Here is a 15,615-nt window from a genome sequence, read left to right as displayed (position 1 = left end):
AGGAAGAGCACATGGCACACGAAAATGTCATTGAGATGCGTGATATTACCAAGGTGTTTGGTGAATTTGTTGCCAACGACAAAATCAACCTGCACCTACGAAAAGGTGAAATTCATGCACTTTTAGGAGAAAATGGGGCTGGTAAGTCCACGCTCATGAACATGTTAGCAGGGCTTCTTGAACCAACTAGTGGTGAAATTGTGGTCAACGGTCAAGTTGTCAATCTCGATTCACCATCTAAAGCGGCTAGCTTGGGAATCGGAATGGTTCACCAGCACTTTATGTTGGTAGAAGCCTTCACAGTGGCTGAAAACATCATTTTAGGTAGTGAATTGACTAAAAATGGTGTGCTAGATATCGCTGGAGCTAGCAAAGAAATCAAGGCTCTTTCTGAACGTTATGGCTTAGCTGTTGACCCTTCTGCCAAGATAGCAGATATCTCAGTTGGAGCCCAACAACGTGTAGAAATTTTAAAAACCCTTTATCGGGGGGCTGATATCCTTATCTTTGACGAACCAACGGCTGTCTTGACTCCATCAGAAATTGATGAGTTGATGGCTATTTTGAAAAATCTTGTCAAAGAAGGAAAATCAATTATCTTGATCACCCACAAGTTAGACGAGATTCGCGCAGTTTCTGACCGCGTTACAGTTATCCGTCGTGGGAAATCAATTGAAACTGTCGAAATTGCAGGGGCTACCAATGCTGATTTGGCAGAAATGATGGTAGGTCGTTCTGTTTCCTTTAAAACAGAGAAGCAAGCCTCTCAACCAAAAGAAGTGGTCTTGTCAATCAAAGATTTGGTGGTCAATGAAAATCGCGGTGTCCCAGCTGTGAAAAATCTTTCCTTGGATGTTCGTGCTGGAGAGATTGTTGGTATTGCAGGGATTGATGGAAATGGTCAGTCTGAACTGATTCAAGCCATTACAGGTCTTCGCAAGGTTGAATCTGGTAGCATTGAGCTAAAAGGAGATTCAATTGTAGGATTGCCCCCACGTCAGATTACAGAATTGAGTGTTGGGCACGTTCCAGAAGACCGTCACCGTGATGGCTTGATTTTGGAAATGATGATTTCTGAAAATATTGCCCTTCAAACCTACTACAAAGAACCACATAGTAAAAATGGAATTTTGAACTATTCAAATATTACTTCTTATGCTAAAAAGCTAATGGAAGAGTTTGATGTTCGTGCTGCCAGCGAATTTGTTCCTGCAGCTGCACTCTCAGGGGGAAATCAACAAAAAGCAATTATTGCTCGTGAAATTGATCGAGATCCTGATCTCCTTATCGTCAGCCAGCCAACTCGTGGTTTGGATGTCGGTGCCATTGAATATATCCACAAACGCTTGATTGAAGAGCGTGATAATGGTAAGGCTGTTCTTGTTGTCAGTTTTGAATTGGATGAGATTTTAAACGTCTCAGACCGTATTGCCGTTATCCACGATGGTAAGATTCAAGGTATTGTATCACCAGAAACAACCAATAAACAAGAACTTGGTGTCTTGATGGCTGGTGGAAACTTGGGAAAGGAGAAGAGTGATGTCTAAAAAATTACAACAAATTTCGGTTCCCTTGATTTCTGTCTTCCTAGGAATTTTGCTCGGAGCCATTGTCATGTGGATCTTCGGTTATGACGCTATTTGGGGCTATGAAGAATTGTTCTATACAGCCTTTGGTAGTCTGCGTGGGATTGGAGAAATCTTCCGCGCCATGGGGCCTTTGGTCTTGATTGGTCTTGGCTTTGCCGTTGCCAGTCGTGCAGGTTTCTTTAACGTTGGGCTTCCTGGTCAGGCTTTGGCTGGTTGGATTCTCAGTGGTTGGTTTGCCTTGTCGCATCCAGATATGCCACGCCCCTTGATGATTTTAGCAACCATCGTGATTGCCTTGATTGCTGGTGGAATTGTCGGAGCTATTCCAGGTATTCTGAGAGCCTATCTAGGGACGTCAGAGGTTATCGTAACTATCATGATGAACTACATCGTTTTGTATGTAGGGAATGCCTTTATCCATGCCTTCCCTAAAGACTTCATGCAAAGTACAGATTCGACCATTCGTGTTGGATCTAATGCAACCTACCAGACACCTTGGTTGTCTGAGTTGACTGGTAACTCACGGATGAATATTGGTATTTTCTTTGCTATCATTGCCGTTGTAGTTATTTGGTTCATGCTCAAGAAAACGACTCTTGGTTTTGAAATTCGTGCAGTTGGTCTTAATCCACATGCTTCAGAATATGCTGGTATTTCTGCAAAAAGAACGATTATCCTCTCAATGATTATTTCAGGTGCTTTGGCAGGTCTTGGTGGAGCTGTTGAAGGGCTTGGAACCTTCCAGAACGTCTATGTTCAAGGGGCATCTTTAGCTGTCGGATTTAACGGAATGGCGGTTAGTCTGCTTGCGGCCAACTCACCAATTGGTATTCTATTTGCAGCCTTCTTATTTGGTGTTCTCCAAGTTGGAGCTCCTGGTATGAATGCGGCGCAGGTACCGTCTGAGCTTGTCAGCATTGTAACAGCGTCTATTATCTTCTTTGTCAGTGTTCATTACCTTATCGAACGCTTTGTCAAACCGAAAAAACAAGTTAAAGGAGGTAAGTAAAGATGTCTATTACAACATTGCTCACCCTCTTGGTATCTTCTATGCTGATTTACTCAGCACCCCTCATCTTTACAAGTATAGGTGGTGTTTTCTCTGAACGTGGTGGTGTGGTAAACGTCGGTCTTGAAGGAATTATGGTTATGGGTGCCTTTTCTGGAGTTGTCTTTAACCTTGAATTTGCAGAACAATTTGGAGCAGCAACTCCTTGGTTATCCTTGCTTGTAGCAGGATTGGTTGGTGGTATTTTCTCTATCATCCACGCAGCAGCGACGGTTCATTTCCGTGCAGACCATGTTGTCAGCGGTACGGTATTGAACTTAATGGCGCCAGCCTTGGCAGTTTTCTTGGTTAAAGTTCTTTATAACAAAGGACAAACCGACAACCTAAGTCAGACTTTTGGACGCTTTGATTTTCCAGTCTTGGCTAATATCCCAGTCATTGGTGATATCTTCTTCAAGTCAACTAGTCTACTTGGTTATCTGGCCATTGCCTTCTCATTCCTTGCTTGGTTTATTCTCTTTAAGACTCGCTTTGGTCTTCGTCTCCGCTCTGTCGGTGAACACCCTCAAGCAGCGGATACCTTGGGAATCAACGTCTACAAGATGAGATACTTAGGAGTTATCATTTCAGGTTTCCTAGGTGGAATTGGTGGAGCGATTTATGCTCAATCCATCTCAGTTAACTTCTCAGTGACAACTATTGTTGGACCTGGATTTATCGCCCTTGCTGCAATGATCTTTGGGAAATGGAATCCAATCGGAGCCATGCTATCTAGTCTCTTCTTTGGACTTTCACAAAGTTTGGCTGTTATCGGTTCTCAATTGCCGTTCCTACAAGGAGTGCCTGCGGTTTATCTTCAAATCGCACCTTATGTTTTGACAATTCTTGTCTTGGCAGCCTTCTTTGGAAAAGCAGTCGCACCAAAAGCAGATGGTATCAACTATATCAAATCAAAATAAGCATACAAAAAACGTCAGTTCAGAATGAACTGGCGTTTTATTTTTTAGGATGTTGATTGGTTAGGTTCAATCCCCAAGGGACTAAATTTTCAGTCTTGTTTTTGATACGAGCGACATTATCCTTATGACGAATGATAATCAAACTAGCAAGTGCTAGGATAATAGCAATGAAGAGAGGGTCATAGTGACTCAAGATAAAACCAAAAAGTGGAAAGAGTAAAACTCCAATGACAGCCGCGATAGATGCAGTGACACTAGATAGTGAAATCATACTACCAAGATAGAGGGTTCCAAAGAAAACAACTGCTAGGTAGAGACAGAAGACAGGCGCAAATCCGAAAATCACTCCCGCACTGGTTGCGACAGCCTTACCACCTTTAAATCCTGCAAAGATAGGGAAGGTATGGCCAATAACAGCCAAAAGTCCAAAGATGAGAGGCGAAACGCCTTGCAGATGAAAAATAATCGGAAGAAGGGTTGCTAGGGTTCCTTTGAAAAAGTCAATGACAAAGGTCGCCATACCCGCTTTCTTACCTAAAATACGGAAGGTATTGGTCGTTCCAGTGTTACCAGAACCATGTTCACGCAGATTGATTTGAAAGAATACTTGTCCAATCCAGAGACCAGACGGAATCGAACCCAGCAGATAGGCTAGGATTAATAAAACTATTGTAATCATACTCCTATTATATCATGAAATGGAGTAGAAAGTCAGAGAATCTCTTCTGAAATTGTTACAGCGGAGAAAGAAAAATTTTGCAAAATCCTTGGAAAACTTGTAGAATAGTAAAGATGAACAAATAGGAGGTTCCTTGTGTCAAAAAAGGAAATCAATATTAACAATTATAATGATGATGCCATTCAGGTGCTAGAAGGGTTGGATGCGGTCCGTAAACGTCCAGGGATGTATATCGGATCGACTGATGGGGCAGGTCTCCACCACCTCGTCTGGGAAATCGTCGACAATGCAGTCGATGAGGCCTTGTCTGGATTTGGTGACCGTATTGATGTGACCATTAATAAAGACGGCAGTTTAACGGTTCAAGACCACGGACGTGGTATGCCGACAGGTATGCACGCGATGGGAATCCCAACGGTTGAAGTAATCTTTACCATTCTCCACGCCGGAGGGAAATTCGGTCAAGGTGGTTATAAGACATCAGGTGGTCTGCACGGGGTGGGTTCTTCCGTAGTTAACGCCCTTTCTAGCTGGCTAGAAGTTGAAATCACTCGTGACGGTGCAATCTACAAGCAACGTTTTGAAAATGGTGGCAAACCTGTTACGACTTTGAAGAAAATCGGTACAGCGCCCAAGTCTAAAACAGGTACCAAGGTTACGTTTATGCCTGATGCGACGATCTTCTCTACGACAGATTTCAAGTACAATACCATCTCAGAACGCCTCAATGAGTCAGCCTTTCTTTTAAAAAATGTGACCTTGTCTCTAACGGATAAACGCACAGACGAAGCGATTGAATTCCACTATGAAAATGGGGTACAAGACTTTGTTTCTTATCTGAACGAAGACAAGGAAACCTTGACACCAGTCCTTTATTTTGAAGGGGAAGACAATGGTTTTCAAGTGGAAGTAGCACTGCAGTACAATGATGGATTTTCAGATAATATTTTGTCCTTTGTCAATAACGTTCGCACCAAGGACGGTGGAACACACGAGACAGGACTCAAGTCTGCCATTACTAAGGTTATGAATGACTACGCGCGTAAGACAGGTCTTCTCAAGGAAAAAGATAAAAACCTTGAAGGTTCAGACTATCGTGAGGGACTAGCAGCCGTTCTTTCTATCTTGGTTCCTGAAGAACACCTCCAGTTTGAAGGTCAGACCAAGGACAAACTTGGAAGCCCACTAGCTCGTCCCGTTGTGGATGGAATTGTGGCGGATAAGTTGACCTTTTTCCTTATGGAAAATGGGGAATTGGCTTCTAACCTCATCCGCAAGGCTATTAAGGCCCGTGATGCTCGTGAAGCGGCACGTAAGGCGCGTGATGAGAGCCGAAATGGGAAGAAAAATAAAAAAGATAAGGGCTTGTTGTCTGGGAAATTGACCCCAGCCCAGTCTAAGAATCCAGCTAAGAATGAACTCTATCTAGTCGAGGGGGACTCTGCCGGCGGTTCTGCCAAGCAAGGTCGTGACCACAAGTTCCAAGCTATCTTGCCTCTTCGTGGTAAGGTTATCAATACAGCCAAGGCCAAGATGGCGGATATCCTCAAAAATGAGGAAATCAATACCATGATTTATACCATTGGTGCGGGTGTGGGGGCTGACTTCTCCCTTGAAGATACCAACTATGACAAAATCATTATCATGACCGATGCGGACACCGATGGTGCCCATATCCAGACCTTGCTCTTGACATTTTTCTACCGTTACATGCGTCCGCTAGTTGAGGCAGGACATGTTTATATCGCCCTTCCGCCTCTTTACAAGATGTCCAAAGGCAAAGGCAAGAAAGAAGAAGTAGCCTATGCTTGGACAGACGGTGAACTAGAAGAACTCCGAAAGCAGTTCGGCAAAGGCGCAACACTCCAACGATATAAAGGTCTTGGTGAGATGAACGCGGACCAACTCTGGGAAACAACCATGAATCCAGAAACTCGAACTCTCATTCGTGTCACGATTGAAGATCTAGCACGCGCAGAACGTCGAGTCAATGTCCTCATGGGAGATAAGGTTGAACCACGACGTAAGTGGATTGAGGATAATGTCAAGTTTACGCTTGAGGAAGCAACAGTATTTTAAGTTAGTTTTTAATGAATGGGTATCAACATGAGAACTGAAACAGAAATGCTCGATGTAATTTTAAAGACTGCTGAAACCTTACAAGTCGCGGCTGTCGCCATGTCTGGTTCACGGACTGATACAAAAGCCTCAAAAGATGAATTTCAAGACTATGACGTAGTCTATGTTGTAGAGAATCTGGACGAGCTGATTACAGATTTATCTTGGTTGGACCAGTTTGGCAAACGCATTATCGAGCAAGAAGTTGGTCTTGGTCAACGACGTCTATACCTCATGCTCTTTGAAGATAGTAACCGCATTGATTTGACTCTTTGTCCAAAAGAGCACATCAAAGAGTGGGTGGATAGTGAGGCAGGATTCACTGTTTTAGAAGATCCAGAACATTTATTTGAACCCTATTCTCAAAATCTAGAGCGTTACTGGACAAACCCAGCTAGTGCGATAGAGTTTGAAAAAGTCTGCAATGAATTTTGGTGGGTGTCAGCCTACGTGGTCAAAGGAATCTGTCGTAAGCAAGTCATCTATGCCACTGACCATCTCTATGGTATTTGTCAGCAAGAGTTGTTAAAAGTCTTAGCTTGGCAGGTTGCAAGTGATAGGGGAGCAGTTGATATCGGTAAAAATTATAAGTACATCTTTAACTATTTGCCTGCTCAGAAAGAGAATGAATTCTCAAGTCTACTTGATTTCTCAAATAGTGACAAAATCACTCAGTCTTTATTTGCTACGATGAAATTATTCCACCAAGAGGCTCAGACCCTTGCTCAAAAGATGGGTTTTGACTACGATAAAGAAGTAGCTGAGAAGATGATTGAGTATGCTGAGGAGAGACTCGAAACAAATGAAACATTTACAAAATAATAAGATAACAAAATTTTTACTGATTAGTTTTCTCATTTCTTGGGGATTTGGTTGGGGAGTGCTCGCTTTGCTGACGCAAATGAGCCTCTTAAGTCTAACAAGTCCACTAGGAGTTTTTCTCCATTTACTAGGAGGTTTCGGTCCAACCATTGCAGCCATTTCTTGTTTGCCTCAAAAATCCATTAAAAGCATAGTATCTTTTATCTTAGGGGACTCAAAGAAATATATTTTGTTATTTCTTTTACTAATTTTCGTGCAGACAGGTGTCATCGCTTTCTCCTCTAAGGAACTTAATCCGGCTTTTCCACTAGGAAATTTGTTTGTTGTTTTTTTGAGTGCAATCTGTATTTATGGTGGCGAAGAAGAATTGGGATGGCGAGGCATCTTGCAACCAACTTTGGAAACTAGATTCTCCTTTTGGATTTCCGGTTTGATAACAGGTTGTATTTGGGCAATTTGGCATGTACCTTTATGGTTTGTGATTGGAAGTTCCCAAAGTGGGATGCCTTTTATATTATTCAGTCTATTTGCAATTTATCTCAGTATTCTTCTAGCAGCTGTTTTCAAAAAGACTAAGTCGGTCCTTTTTTGTGCCATTTTTCACGGCCTAATTAATACCCTACTTAGCTTATTTGTTATTAAAATTAATCTTTTATTCATCCTAGGATTAGTAGGATTGCTCTTCTTTTCTCACTACCTACAAAGAAACAGTTAAATTTATAAATTATAGATTTACTTTACAATAAAACACTAAAAAGAGAATTATTATGTCTAACATTCAAAACATGTCCCTGGAGGACATCATGGGAGAGCGCTTTGGTCGCTACTCCAAGTATATTATTCAAGACCGAGCCTTGCCAGACATTCGTGATGGCTTGAAGCCGGTTCAGCGACGTATTCTTTATTCTATGAATAAGGATGGCAATACCTTTGACAAGAGCTACCGCAAGTCGGCCAAATCTGTCGGGAATATCATGGGGAATTTCCACCCCCATGGTGATAGTTCTATCTATGATGCCATGGTTCGTATGTCACAGGACTGGAAAAATCGTGAGATTCTAGTCGAAATGCACGGTAATAACGGTTCTATGGACGGAGATCCGCCTGCAGCTATGCGTTATACAGAGGCGCGTTTGTCTGAGATTGCAGGCTATCTTCTTCAGGATATTGATAAAAAGACTGTTCCTTTTGCTTGGAACTTTGACGATACCGAGAAAGAGCCGACAGTCTTGCCAGCAGCCTTTCCAAATCTCTTGGTCAATGGTTCGACTGGGATTTCGGCTGGTTATGCCACAGACATTCCTCCCCATAATTTGGCTGAGGTCATCGATGCGGCGGTTTACATGATTGACCACCCAACTGCCAAGGTTGATAAACTCATGGAATTCTTGCCTGGACCAGATTTTCCGACTGGAGGAATCATTCAGGGTCGTGATGAAATCAAGAAGGCCTATGAAACTGGGAAAGGGCGCGTGGTTGTTCGTTCCAAGACTGAGATTGAAAAGCTAAAAGGTGGTAAGGAACAAATCGTTATTACTGAGATTCCTTATGAAATCAACAAGGCCAATCTGGTCAAGAAAATCGATGATGTACGTGTCAATAACAAGGTGGCTGGTATTGCTGAGGTTCGGGATGAGTCTGACCGTGATGGTCTTCGAATTGCTATTGAGCTCAAAAAAGATGCCAATACGGAGCTTGTTCTCAACTATCTCTTTAAATATACTGACCTGCAAATCAACTACAACTTTAACATGGTGGCGATTGACAATTTCACACCTCGTCAGGTTGGAATTGTACCAATCCTGTCTAGCTACATCGCCCACCGTCGTGAAGTGATTCTGGCCCGTTCACGCTTTGACAAGGAAAAGGCTGAGAAACGTCTCCATATCGTGGAAGGTTTGATTCGCGTGATTTCGATTTTGGACGAAGTCATTGCTCTTATCCGTGCTTCCGAAAATAAGGCTGACGCCAAGGAAAATCTCAAGGTCAGCTATGACTTTACAGAAGAGCAGGCTGAGGCTATTGTTACCTTGCAACTGTACCGCTTGACCAATACAGACGTGGTTGTCTTGCAGGAGGAAGAAGCAGAACTTCGTGAAAAAATTGCCATGCTTGCGGCTATTATCGGTGATGAACGGACTATGTACAATCTTATGAAGAAAGAACTTCGTGAGGTCAAGAAGAAATTTGCGACTCCGCGTTTGAGTAGCTTAGAAGACACTGCGAAAGTAATCGAGATTGATACAGCTAGTCTGATTGCCGAGGAAGATACCTACGTCAGCGTGACCAAGGCAGGTTACATCAAGCGTACTAGTCCACGTTCCTTTGCGGCTTCCACCTTGGAAGAAATTGGCAAACGTGATGACGATCGTTTGATTTTTGTTCAAGCTGCCAAGACAACCCAGCACCTCTTGATGTTCACAAGTCTTGGAAATATCATCTATCGACCAATCCATGAATTGGCAGATATTCGTTGGAAGGACATCGGAGAGCATCTAAGCCAAACCATCACAAACTTTGAAACGAATGAAGAAATCCTTTATGTAGAAGTCGTGGATCAGTTTGATGATGCGACAACCTATTTTGCGGCGACTCGTCTTGGTCAAATCAAGCGTGTAGAACGAAAAGAATTCACCCCATGGCGGACCTACAAGTCTAAGTCTGTCAAGTATGCTAAGCTAAAAGACGAGACAGACCAGATTGTAGCAGTGGCTCCGATTAAACTAGATGATGTTCTTTTGATTAGTCAAAACGGTTACGCCCTTCGTTTCAACATCGAAGAGGTTCCGGTTGTTGGTGCCAAGGCGGCAGGGGTCAAGGCTATGAATCTGAAAGAAGATGACGTCCTCCAATCTGCCTTTATCTGTAACACCTCATCCTTCTACCTCTTGACTCAGCGTGGAAGTTTGAAACGTGTTTCTATTGAGGAAATTCCAGCGACCAGCCGTGCCAAACGAGGACTACAAGTCTTGCGTGAGTTAAAAAACAAACCGCATAGAGTCTTCTTAGCAGGAGCAGTTGCAGAGCAAGGCTTCGTTGGTGATCTCTTCAGTACAGAAGTGGATGAGAATGACCAAACTCTGCTTGTCCAATCTAACAAAGGAACAATCTATGAAAGTCGATTGCAAGACTTGAACCTGTCAGAACGCACAAGCAATGGTAGTTTTATCTCTGATACCATTTCAGATGAGGGAGTTTTTGATGCCTATCTAAAGGAATTTTTTAAAGAAGATAAATAAAACGAACAATAAGGACCAGTTCTAAGGAGCCTACTGAAAAAGTCATCAAATTGATGGCTTTTTTGTTATACTAGAGATGAGGTGAAATGATGCTTGATAATCAGTTAACTATGGATGTCAGTCCTTATTCTAGTTTGTATGATATCGTGGTTCCTAAAAACCACTTTTTACGTCAGCTAACTGAACTCTGTGATTTTAGCTTTATTTATGATGAACTAGAAAAGAATTATCGTCCCGATTTTGGGCGTAAAGCTTATTCACCGATTATGATGTTCAAATATCTCTTGTTAAAAGATATTTATAAGTTATCAGATGTAGATGTGGTAGGACGTTCCTTGTCAGATATGGCCTTTAAATTTTTTCTTGGTCTAGCTCCTGAAGATTCTGTTATCGAGCCATCCTCTCTGACAAAATTTAGAAAGCTAAGAATTAAAGATGACAAACTGCTTGATGTATTGATTCAGAAGTCTGTTCAAATTGCACTCGAACATAACTTGATTAAGAGTAAAATCCTCATTGTGGATGCCACTCACACCAAATCTCATTATAATCATAAGAAACCCCAAGAAATCCTTAGAGAGCGTTCAAAAGCTTTACGTAAAACAATTTATCAACATTCAGAAGATATCAAAATAGAATTTCCAAAGAAACCTCAGGAAGATAACCTCGAAGCAGAGTTGACCTATACAGAGGAGTTAATGGCTGTGGTTGAAAAACACGAGGAACTCTTAGCCCTACCGGCTGTTTCTCAAAAGTTCAATTACCTAAAAGAGGCTGTCGAGGACGACTTAGAACATTTGGAAGCTTCTGTTAAGGAGGAGGCTAGGCTCGGACATAAGACAGCCGACAGCTCTTTCTATGGATATAAAAGTCATATCGCTATGACGGATGAACGGATTATTACTGCTTGTGTGGTTACTTCTGGTGAACAAAGCGATGGGAAATATTTACCTGAATTATATGCCAAAACAAAGGAAAATAGTCTGGACATCGAGACTATTATTGGTGATGCGGCTTATTCAGGAAAGGACAACATTCAACTAGCTCGCAAAGAAAAGATTCATTTGGTTTCAAAACTGAATCCTTCTGTTTCAAAAGGTTACCGTAAAGAAGAGGATGCGTTTGAATTTAATAAAGATGCAGGACTATTTGTCTGTCCAGAAGGACACATGGCTGTTCGCAAAGCAAGGACAGGGAAAAAATATCAAAATAAGAATCAAGTTGTCACTCATTACTTTGACATTGAGAAGTGCAAGAGTTGCCTTTCCAAGGAAGGATGTTATAAGGAGGGGGCAAAGTCTAAAACTTATTCAATAGCCATTAAGAGTGACGACCATCTTTTCCAGAAGAAATTTCAGGAAACACCTTATTTTAAAGAAATGGCCAGACATCGCTATAAAATCGAAGCAAAGAATGCCGAACTAAAACAGAGACATGGCTTTGATGTCGCGAGAGCATCGGGTCTTTTCAGCATGGAGTTACAGGCAGCAACAACCATTTTCGTGGTCAATATGAAACGAATTATGACCTTAATAAATACAAAATAACCGAGGAATTCGCTCAAATTAACGAGAGATTCCTCGGTTTTCATTTCATTAAAAGTAAGAGACCTGTTTTTTCAGTGGACTCGTTCTAAGAGCTGGTTCTTTTTTATTGAAGAAATTTTCTGAAAATTACAAAATATACTTGCTATTTTAGAAAAAAAGTGTAGAATAAAAGAAATAGGTTTTTAGAATAAGGAGTGGAATATGACAGTAACGATTGATTGGGAAAATCTCGGTTTTTCCTATATGAAATTACCTTATCGCTATATTGCTCATTTTAAAAATGGACAATGGGATCAAGGAGAGCTTACAGAAGATGCAACCTTGCATATTTCAGAGTCTTCTCCAAGTCTTCACTATGGACAACAAGCATTCGAAGGTTTGAAAGCTTATCGTACTAAGGATGGTAGTGTTCAACTTTTCCGTCCTGACGAAAACGCCAAACGCCTGCAACGTACTTGTGATCGTCTCTTGATGCCGCAAGTTCCAACAGAAATGTTTGTAGAAGCTTGTAAGGCAGTTGTCCGCGCGAATGAAGAATACGTACCACCATATGGAACAGGTGGAACCCTTTATCTTCGTCCCCTTTTGATTGGTGTTGGAGATATTATCGGGGTAAAACCAGCAGAGGAATACATTTTCACCATCTTTGCTATGCCAGTTGGAAATTACTTTAAGGGTGGTTTGGTCCCAACTAACTTCTTGATTCAGGATGAATACGACCGTGCCGCTCCAAATGGTACAGGTGCGGCTAAGGTTGGTGGGAACTATGCTGCCAGTCTCTTGCCAGGGAAATTGGCCAAATCACGTCATTTCTCAGATGTTATCTACCTAGACCCTTCAACTCATACAAAGATTGAAGAAGTCGGTTCAGCTAACTTTTTTGGGATTACAGCTGATAATGAATTTGTAACACCATTGAGTCCATCTATCTTGCCATCTATTACTAAGTATTCTTTACTTTATTTGGCAGAACATCGCTTGGGCTTGACTCCAATTGAGGGTGATGTCCCAATTGATAATCTTGATCGTTTTGTAGAGGCAGGTGCTTGTGGTACGGCAGCAGTTATTTCACCAATTGGTGGAATTCAGCACGGTGATGATTTCCATGTTTTCTATAGTGAAACAGAAGTTGGTCCTGTGACTCGTAAACTCTATGATGAATTGACTGGTATTCAGTTTGGTGATATTGAAGCGCCAGAAGGTTGGATTGTAAAAGTAGATTAAAATAAACAAAAGGAGATTTTTTATGAAATCAAAAAAGTGGCTCTTAACAGCAGGAGTGGTCCTGAGCACAACAGCTCTTTTAGTAGCTTGTGGAAAAGCTGATAAAGAAGCAGATGCACCGACAACATTTTCATATGTCTATGCAGTAGATCCAGCATCTTTGGACTATAGTATAGCAACTCGTACATCTACAACAGATGTCATCGGGAACGTGGTTGATGGCTTGATGGAAAACGACCAATACGGAAATGTTATTCCTTCCTTGGCTGAAGATTGGTCTGTGTCAAAAGATGGTTTGACTTATACCTATAAACTTCGTAAAGGAGTTAAATGGTACACTTCAGAAGGTGAAGAATACGCAGAAGTAACAGCCCATGACTTTGTAACAGGATTGAAACACGTAGCTGACGGTAAGTCAGACGGTGTCTCTCTCATCCAAAATTCAATCAAGGGCTTGGATGCCTACATGACTGGTGAGACCAATGATTTCTCTACAGTTGGTGTCAAGGCCTTGGACGATTACACAGTCGAATATACCCTAAACAAACCAGAAAGCTTCTGGAACTCTAAAGTTACAACAGCAACGATGTTGCCTGTAAATGAAGAGTTTTTGAAGGCATCAGGTAAAGATTATGGAGCAGTTACTCCAGCAGGTATTCTCTACAATGGTCCTTATTTCTTGAAGACCTTGACTTCTAAATCGTTGATCGAATACGAGAAAAATCCAAACTACTGGGATAAAGAAAAGGTAAAAATCGAGAAGATTAAATTGACCTACTACGATGGTTCAGACCAGGAATCGTTGATTCGTAGCTTCTCTTCTGGTGCTTATACGACAGCTCGTCTCTTCCCAAGCAGCTCAAACTTTGCTTCAACTTTGGAACAATACGGAGATAAAATTACTTATAGCCCACAGGACTCAAGTAGCTATTACTTCACCTTTAATGTAAATCGTCAGTCATATAATAAAACTGCGAAAACAAGTGAAGAACAAAAGACTTCTACAAAAGAAGCTATGCTTAATAAGGACTTCCGTCAGGCTATCAACTTTGCCTTTAACCGCCATTCTTATGCTGCCCAGCTAAATGGTGAAGACGGTGCGGACAAGATTATTCGTAACAGTCTCGTTCCTGACAACTTTGTACAAGCAGGCGGTAAGAATTTTGGTCAAATCGCTCAAGCAGAGTTGGTGAACTATGGTGACCAATGGAAAGGTGTTGAGCTAGTTGACGGTAAGGATTCTATCTACAACCCTGACAAGGCTAAAGCAGCCTTCGAAAAAGCTAAGAAAGATTTGGAATCTAAAGGGGTAACCTTCCCAATTCACTTGGATGTCCCAGTTGAACAAACAGATACCATCGCCGTTCAACAAAGTAACTCTTTCAAACAGTCTATCGAATCAACTCTTGGTGCTGAAAATGTTGTCATCGATGTTCTTCAAATGACAGATAATGAAAAGGAAACAATCACTTCTCAAGCGCGTGTTCCTTCTCAAAAAGACTATGATTTGAACAGTACAGGATGGGCTCCAAGTTATCAAGACCCAGCATCTTACTTGAATATCATGGATCCTAAATCAGGTTCTGCCATGAAGCACCTCGGTATTACTAAAGGGAAAGATAAGGATGTTGTAGCTAAACTTGGTTTGGACCAATATAAGAAATTATTGGATGATGCAGATTCAGAAACTACGAATCTTGAAGAACGCTATGAAAAATATGCTAAAGCTCAAGCTTGGTTGACAGATAGTTCATTATTGATGCCAACAGCCTCATCTGGTGGTTCTCCAGTTGTAAGTAATGTAGTGCCATTCTCAAAACCATACTCACAAGTTGGTATTAAGGGTGACCCATATATCTTTAAAGGAATGAAATTGCAAAAAGATATTGTTACAACAAAAGAATATGAAGAAGCACTGAAAAAATGGCAAAAAGAAAAATTGGAATCAAATGGTAAGTACCAAAAAGAACTAGAAAAACACATTAAATAAAGTAGAAAACTCTATATCAGATATGGCATGATATAGAGTTTTTTCTTGCTAGTTTTAGGATTTTCTTGTAAAATAGAAAAAGTGAAGAGAGGTATGAAATGAGTAAGAAAGATAAAAAAATCGAAATTCAAGTAGCAGATGCCAAAGTTAATGTGGGAAAAGACAGTTTTGAAGGTTATACCTTGACCGTTGGTAAAAAAGTTATCGGAGAAATTGCCGAATTAGATGGACAATTTGCCATCATAAAGAATGGGAATGTCGATAGTTTTTATAAAAAATTGGAAAAAGCTGTGGAAATTTTGATTGAAAATTATAATTTAGCAAAATAAGTCTTGTTTTTTTGAAATTTTCATGATATAATAGTCCATGTTGATTGTAGGAGAGATAGCGAAGAGGCTAAACGCGGCGGACTGTAAATCCGCTCCTTCGGGTTCGGGGG

12 protein-coding genes are annotated in these 15,615 nt (G+C 41.2%); 11 read left to right on the top strand and 1 reads right to left on the bottom strand.

Going from position 1 to position 15,615, the window contains the following annotated elements:
• The first annotated feature begins 11 nt into the window (after positions 1–11).
• The 3 genes from ADG81_RS03075 to ADG81_RS03065 are packed head-to-tail and all read left to right on the top strand — an operon-like array spanning position 12 to position 3,557.
• The gene (locus ADG81_RS03075; RefSeq protein ID WP_033684970.1) at positions 12–1,547 is read left to right on the top strand and encodes an ABC transporter ATP-binding protein; all 1,536 of its coding nucleotides are present in this window, start codon (positions 12–14) and stop codon (positions 1,545–1,547) included.
• On the top strand, positions 1,540–2,598 hold the full coding sequence (locus ADG81_RS03070; protein ID WP_049550861.1) for an ABC transporter permease: 1,059 nt from the start codon (positions 1,540–1,542) through the stop codon (positions 2,596–2,598). The genes ADG81_RS03075 and ADG81_RS03070 overlap by 8 nt, the downstream gene beginning before the upstream one ends.
• A 2-nt stretch (positions 2,599–2,600) precedes the next feature.
• Positions 2,601–3,557: an ABC transporter permease gene (locus ADG81_RS03065; RefSeq protein WP_023940960.1), complete on the top strand. Its 957-nt coding sequence runs from the start codon at positions 2,601–2,603 to the stop codon at positions 3,555–3,557.
• Between the two features lie 37 nt (positions 3,558–3,594).
• On the opposite strand, the gene plsY is transcribed toward ADG81_RS03065, so the two are convergent.
• Positions 3,595–4,236 carry a glycerol-3-phosphate 1-O-acyltransferase PlsY gene (gene plsY, locus ADG81_RS03060; protein ID WP_049550860.1) on the bottom strand — a complete coding sequence of 214 codons (642 nt, stop codon included), beginning with the start codon at positions 4,234–4,236 and terminating at the stop codon, positions 3,595–3,597.
• A 135-nt stretch (positions 4,237–4,371) separates the two neighbouring features.
• On the opposite strand from plsY, the gene parE reads away from it, so the two are divergent.
• The 8 genes from parE (at position 4,372) to ADG81_RS03020 (ending at position 15,505) form a co-directional block, all read left to right on the top strand.
• Positions 4,372–6,315 carry a DNA topoisomerase IV subunit B gene (parE, locus tag ADG81_RS03055; RefSeq protein WP_049550859.1) on the top strand — a complete coding sequence of 648 codons (1,944 nt, stop codon included), beginning with the start codon at positions 4,372–4,374 and terminating at the stop codon, positions 6,313–6,315.
• Between the two features lie 27 nt (positions 6,316–6,342).
• A complete protein-coding gene (locus ADG81_RS03050; RefSeq protein ID WP_049550902.1) occupies positions 6,343–7,176 on the top strand; it encodes an aminoglycoside 6-adenylyltransferase in 834 nt (277 codons plus the stop codon).
• Positions 7,157–7,891 carry a CPBP family intramembrane glutamic endopeptidase gene (locus tag ADG81_RS03045; protein WP_049550858.1) on the top strand — a complete coding sequence of 245 codons (735 nt, stop codon included), beginning with the start codon at positions 7,157–7,159 and terminating at the stop codon, positions 7,889–7,891. Before ADG81_RS03050 ends, ADG81_RS03045 begins: the two co-directional genes overlap by 20 nt.
• Positions 7,892–7,943: 52 nt before the next feature.
• Complete coding sequence (parC, locus tag ADG81_RS03040; protein ID WP_080978029.1) at positions 7,944–10,415, top strand: DNA topoisomerase IV subunit A; 2,472 nt, start codon at positions 7,944–7,946, stop codon at positions 10,413–10,415.
• Positions 10,416–10,504: 89 nt separating this feature from the next.
• Positions 10,505–11,962 carry an IS1182 family transposase gene (locus ADG81_RS03035; protein ID WP_049550857.1) on the top strand — a complete coding sequence of 486 codons (1,458 nt, stop codon included), beginning with the start codon at positions 10,505–10,507 and terminating at the stop codon, positions 11,960–11,962.
• 201 nt (positions 11,963–12,163) lie between these two features.
• A complete protein-coding gene (locus ADG81_RS03030) occupies positions 12,164–13,186 on the top strand; it encodes a branched-chain amino acid aminotransferase (protein ID WP_000218999.1) in 1,023 nt (340 codons plus the stop codon).
• 22 nt (positions 13,187–13,208) lie between these two features.
• Positions 13,209–15,176 carry a peptide ABC transporter substrate-binding protein gene (locus ADG81_RS03025; RefSeq protein WP_049550856.1) on the top strand — a complete coding sequence of 656 codons (1,968 nt, stop codon included), beginning with the start codon at positions 13,209–13,211 and terminating at the stop codon, positions 15,174–15,176.
• Positions 15,177–15,274: 98 nt separating this feature from the next.
• Positions 15,275–15,505 carry a DUF2969 domain-containing protein gene (locus ADG81_RS03020; RefSeq protein WP_049550855.1) on the top strand — a complete coding sequence of 77 codons (231 nt, stop codon included), beginning with the start codon at positions 15,275–15,277 and terminating at the stop codon, positions 15,503–15,505.
• Positions 15,506–15,615 lie beyond the last annotated feature (110 nt).

Source organism: Streptococcus pseudopneumoniae, assembly GCF_001070815.1.
Lineage (GTDB): Bacteria > Bacillota > Bacilli > Lactobacillales > Streptococcaceae > Streptococcus > Streptococcus pseudopneumoniae_P.
Note: the sequence above shows the minus strand (reverse complement) of the source record. Positions and strands in the feature narration are given on the sequence as shown.

Coding starts and splice junctions, on each gene's coding strand:
- ADG81_RS03050 (WP_049550902.1), top strand. CDS start 6,343: ATGAGAACTGAAACAGAAATGCTCGATGTAATTTTAAAGACTGCTGAA.
- ADG81_RS03030 (WP_000218999.1), top strand. CDS start 12,164: ATGACAGTAACGATTGATTGGGAAAATCTCGGTTTTTCCTATATGAAA.
- plsY (WP_049550860.1), bottom strand. CDS start 4,236: ATGATTACAATAGTTTTATTAATCCTAGCCTATCTGCTGGGTTCGATT.
- ADG81_RS03020 (WP_049550855.1), top strand. CDS start 15,275: ATGAGTAAGAAAGATAAAAAAATCGAAATTCAAGTAGCAGATGCCAAA.
- ADG81_RS03070 (WP_049550861.1), top strand. CDS start 1,540: ATGTCTAAAAAATTACAACAAATTTCGGTTCCCTTGATTTCTGTCTTC.
- ADG81_RS03075 (WP_033684970.1), top strand. CDS start 12: ATGGCACACGAAAATGTCATTGAGATGCGTGATATTACCAAGGTGTTT.
- ADG81_RS03035 (WP_049550857.1), top strand. CDS start 10,505: ATGCTTGATAATCAGTTAACTATGGATGTCAGTCCTTATTCTAGTTTG.
- ADG81_RS03045 (WP_049550858.1), top strand. CDS start 7,157: ATGAAACATTTACAAAATAATAAGATAACAAAATTTTTACTGATTAGT.
- ADG81_RS03025 (WP_049550856.1), top strand. CDS start 13,209: ATGAAATCAAAAAAGTGGCTCTTAACAGCAGGAGTGGTCCTGAGCACA.
- ADG81_RS03065 (WP_023940960.1), top strand. CDS start 2,601: ATGTCTATTACAACATTGCTCACCCTCTTGGTATCTTCTATGCTGATT.
- parC (WP_080978029.1), top strand. CDS start 7,944: ATGTCTAACATTCAAAACATGTCCCTGGAGGACATCATGGGAGAGCGC.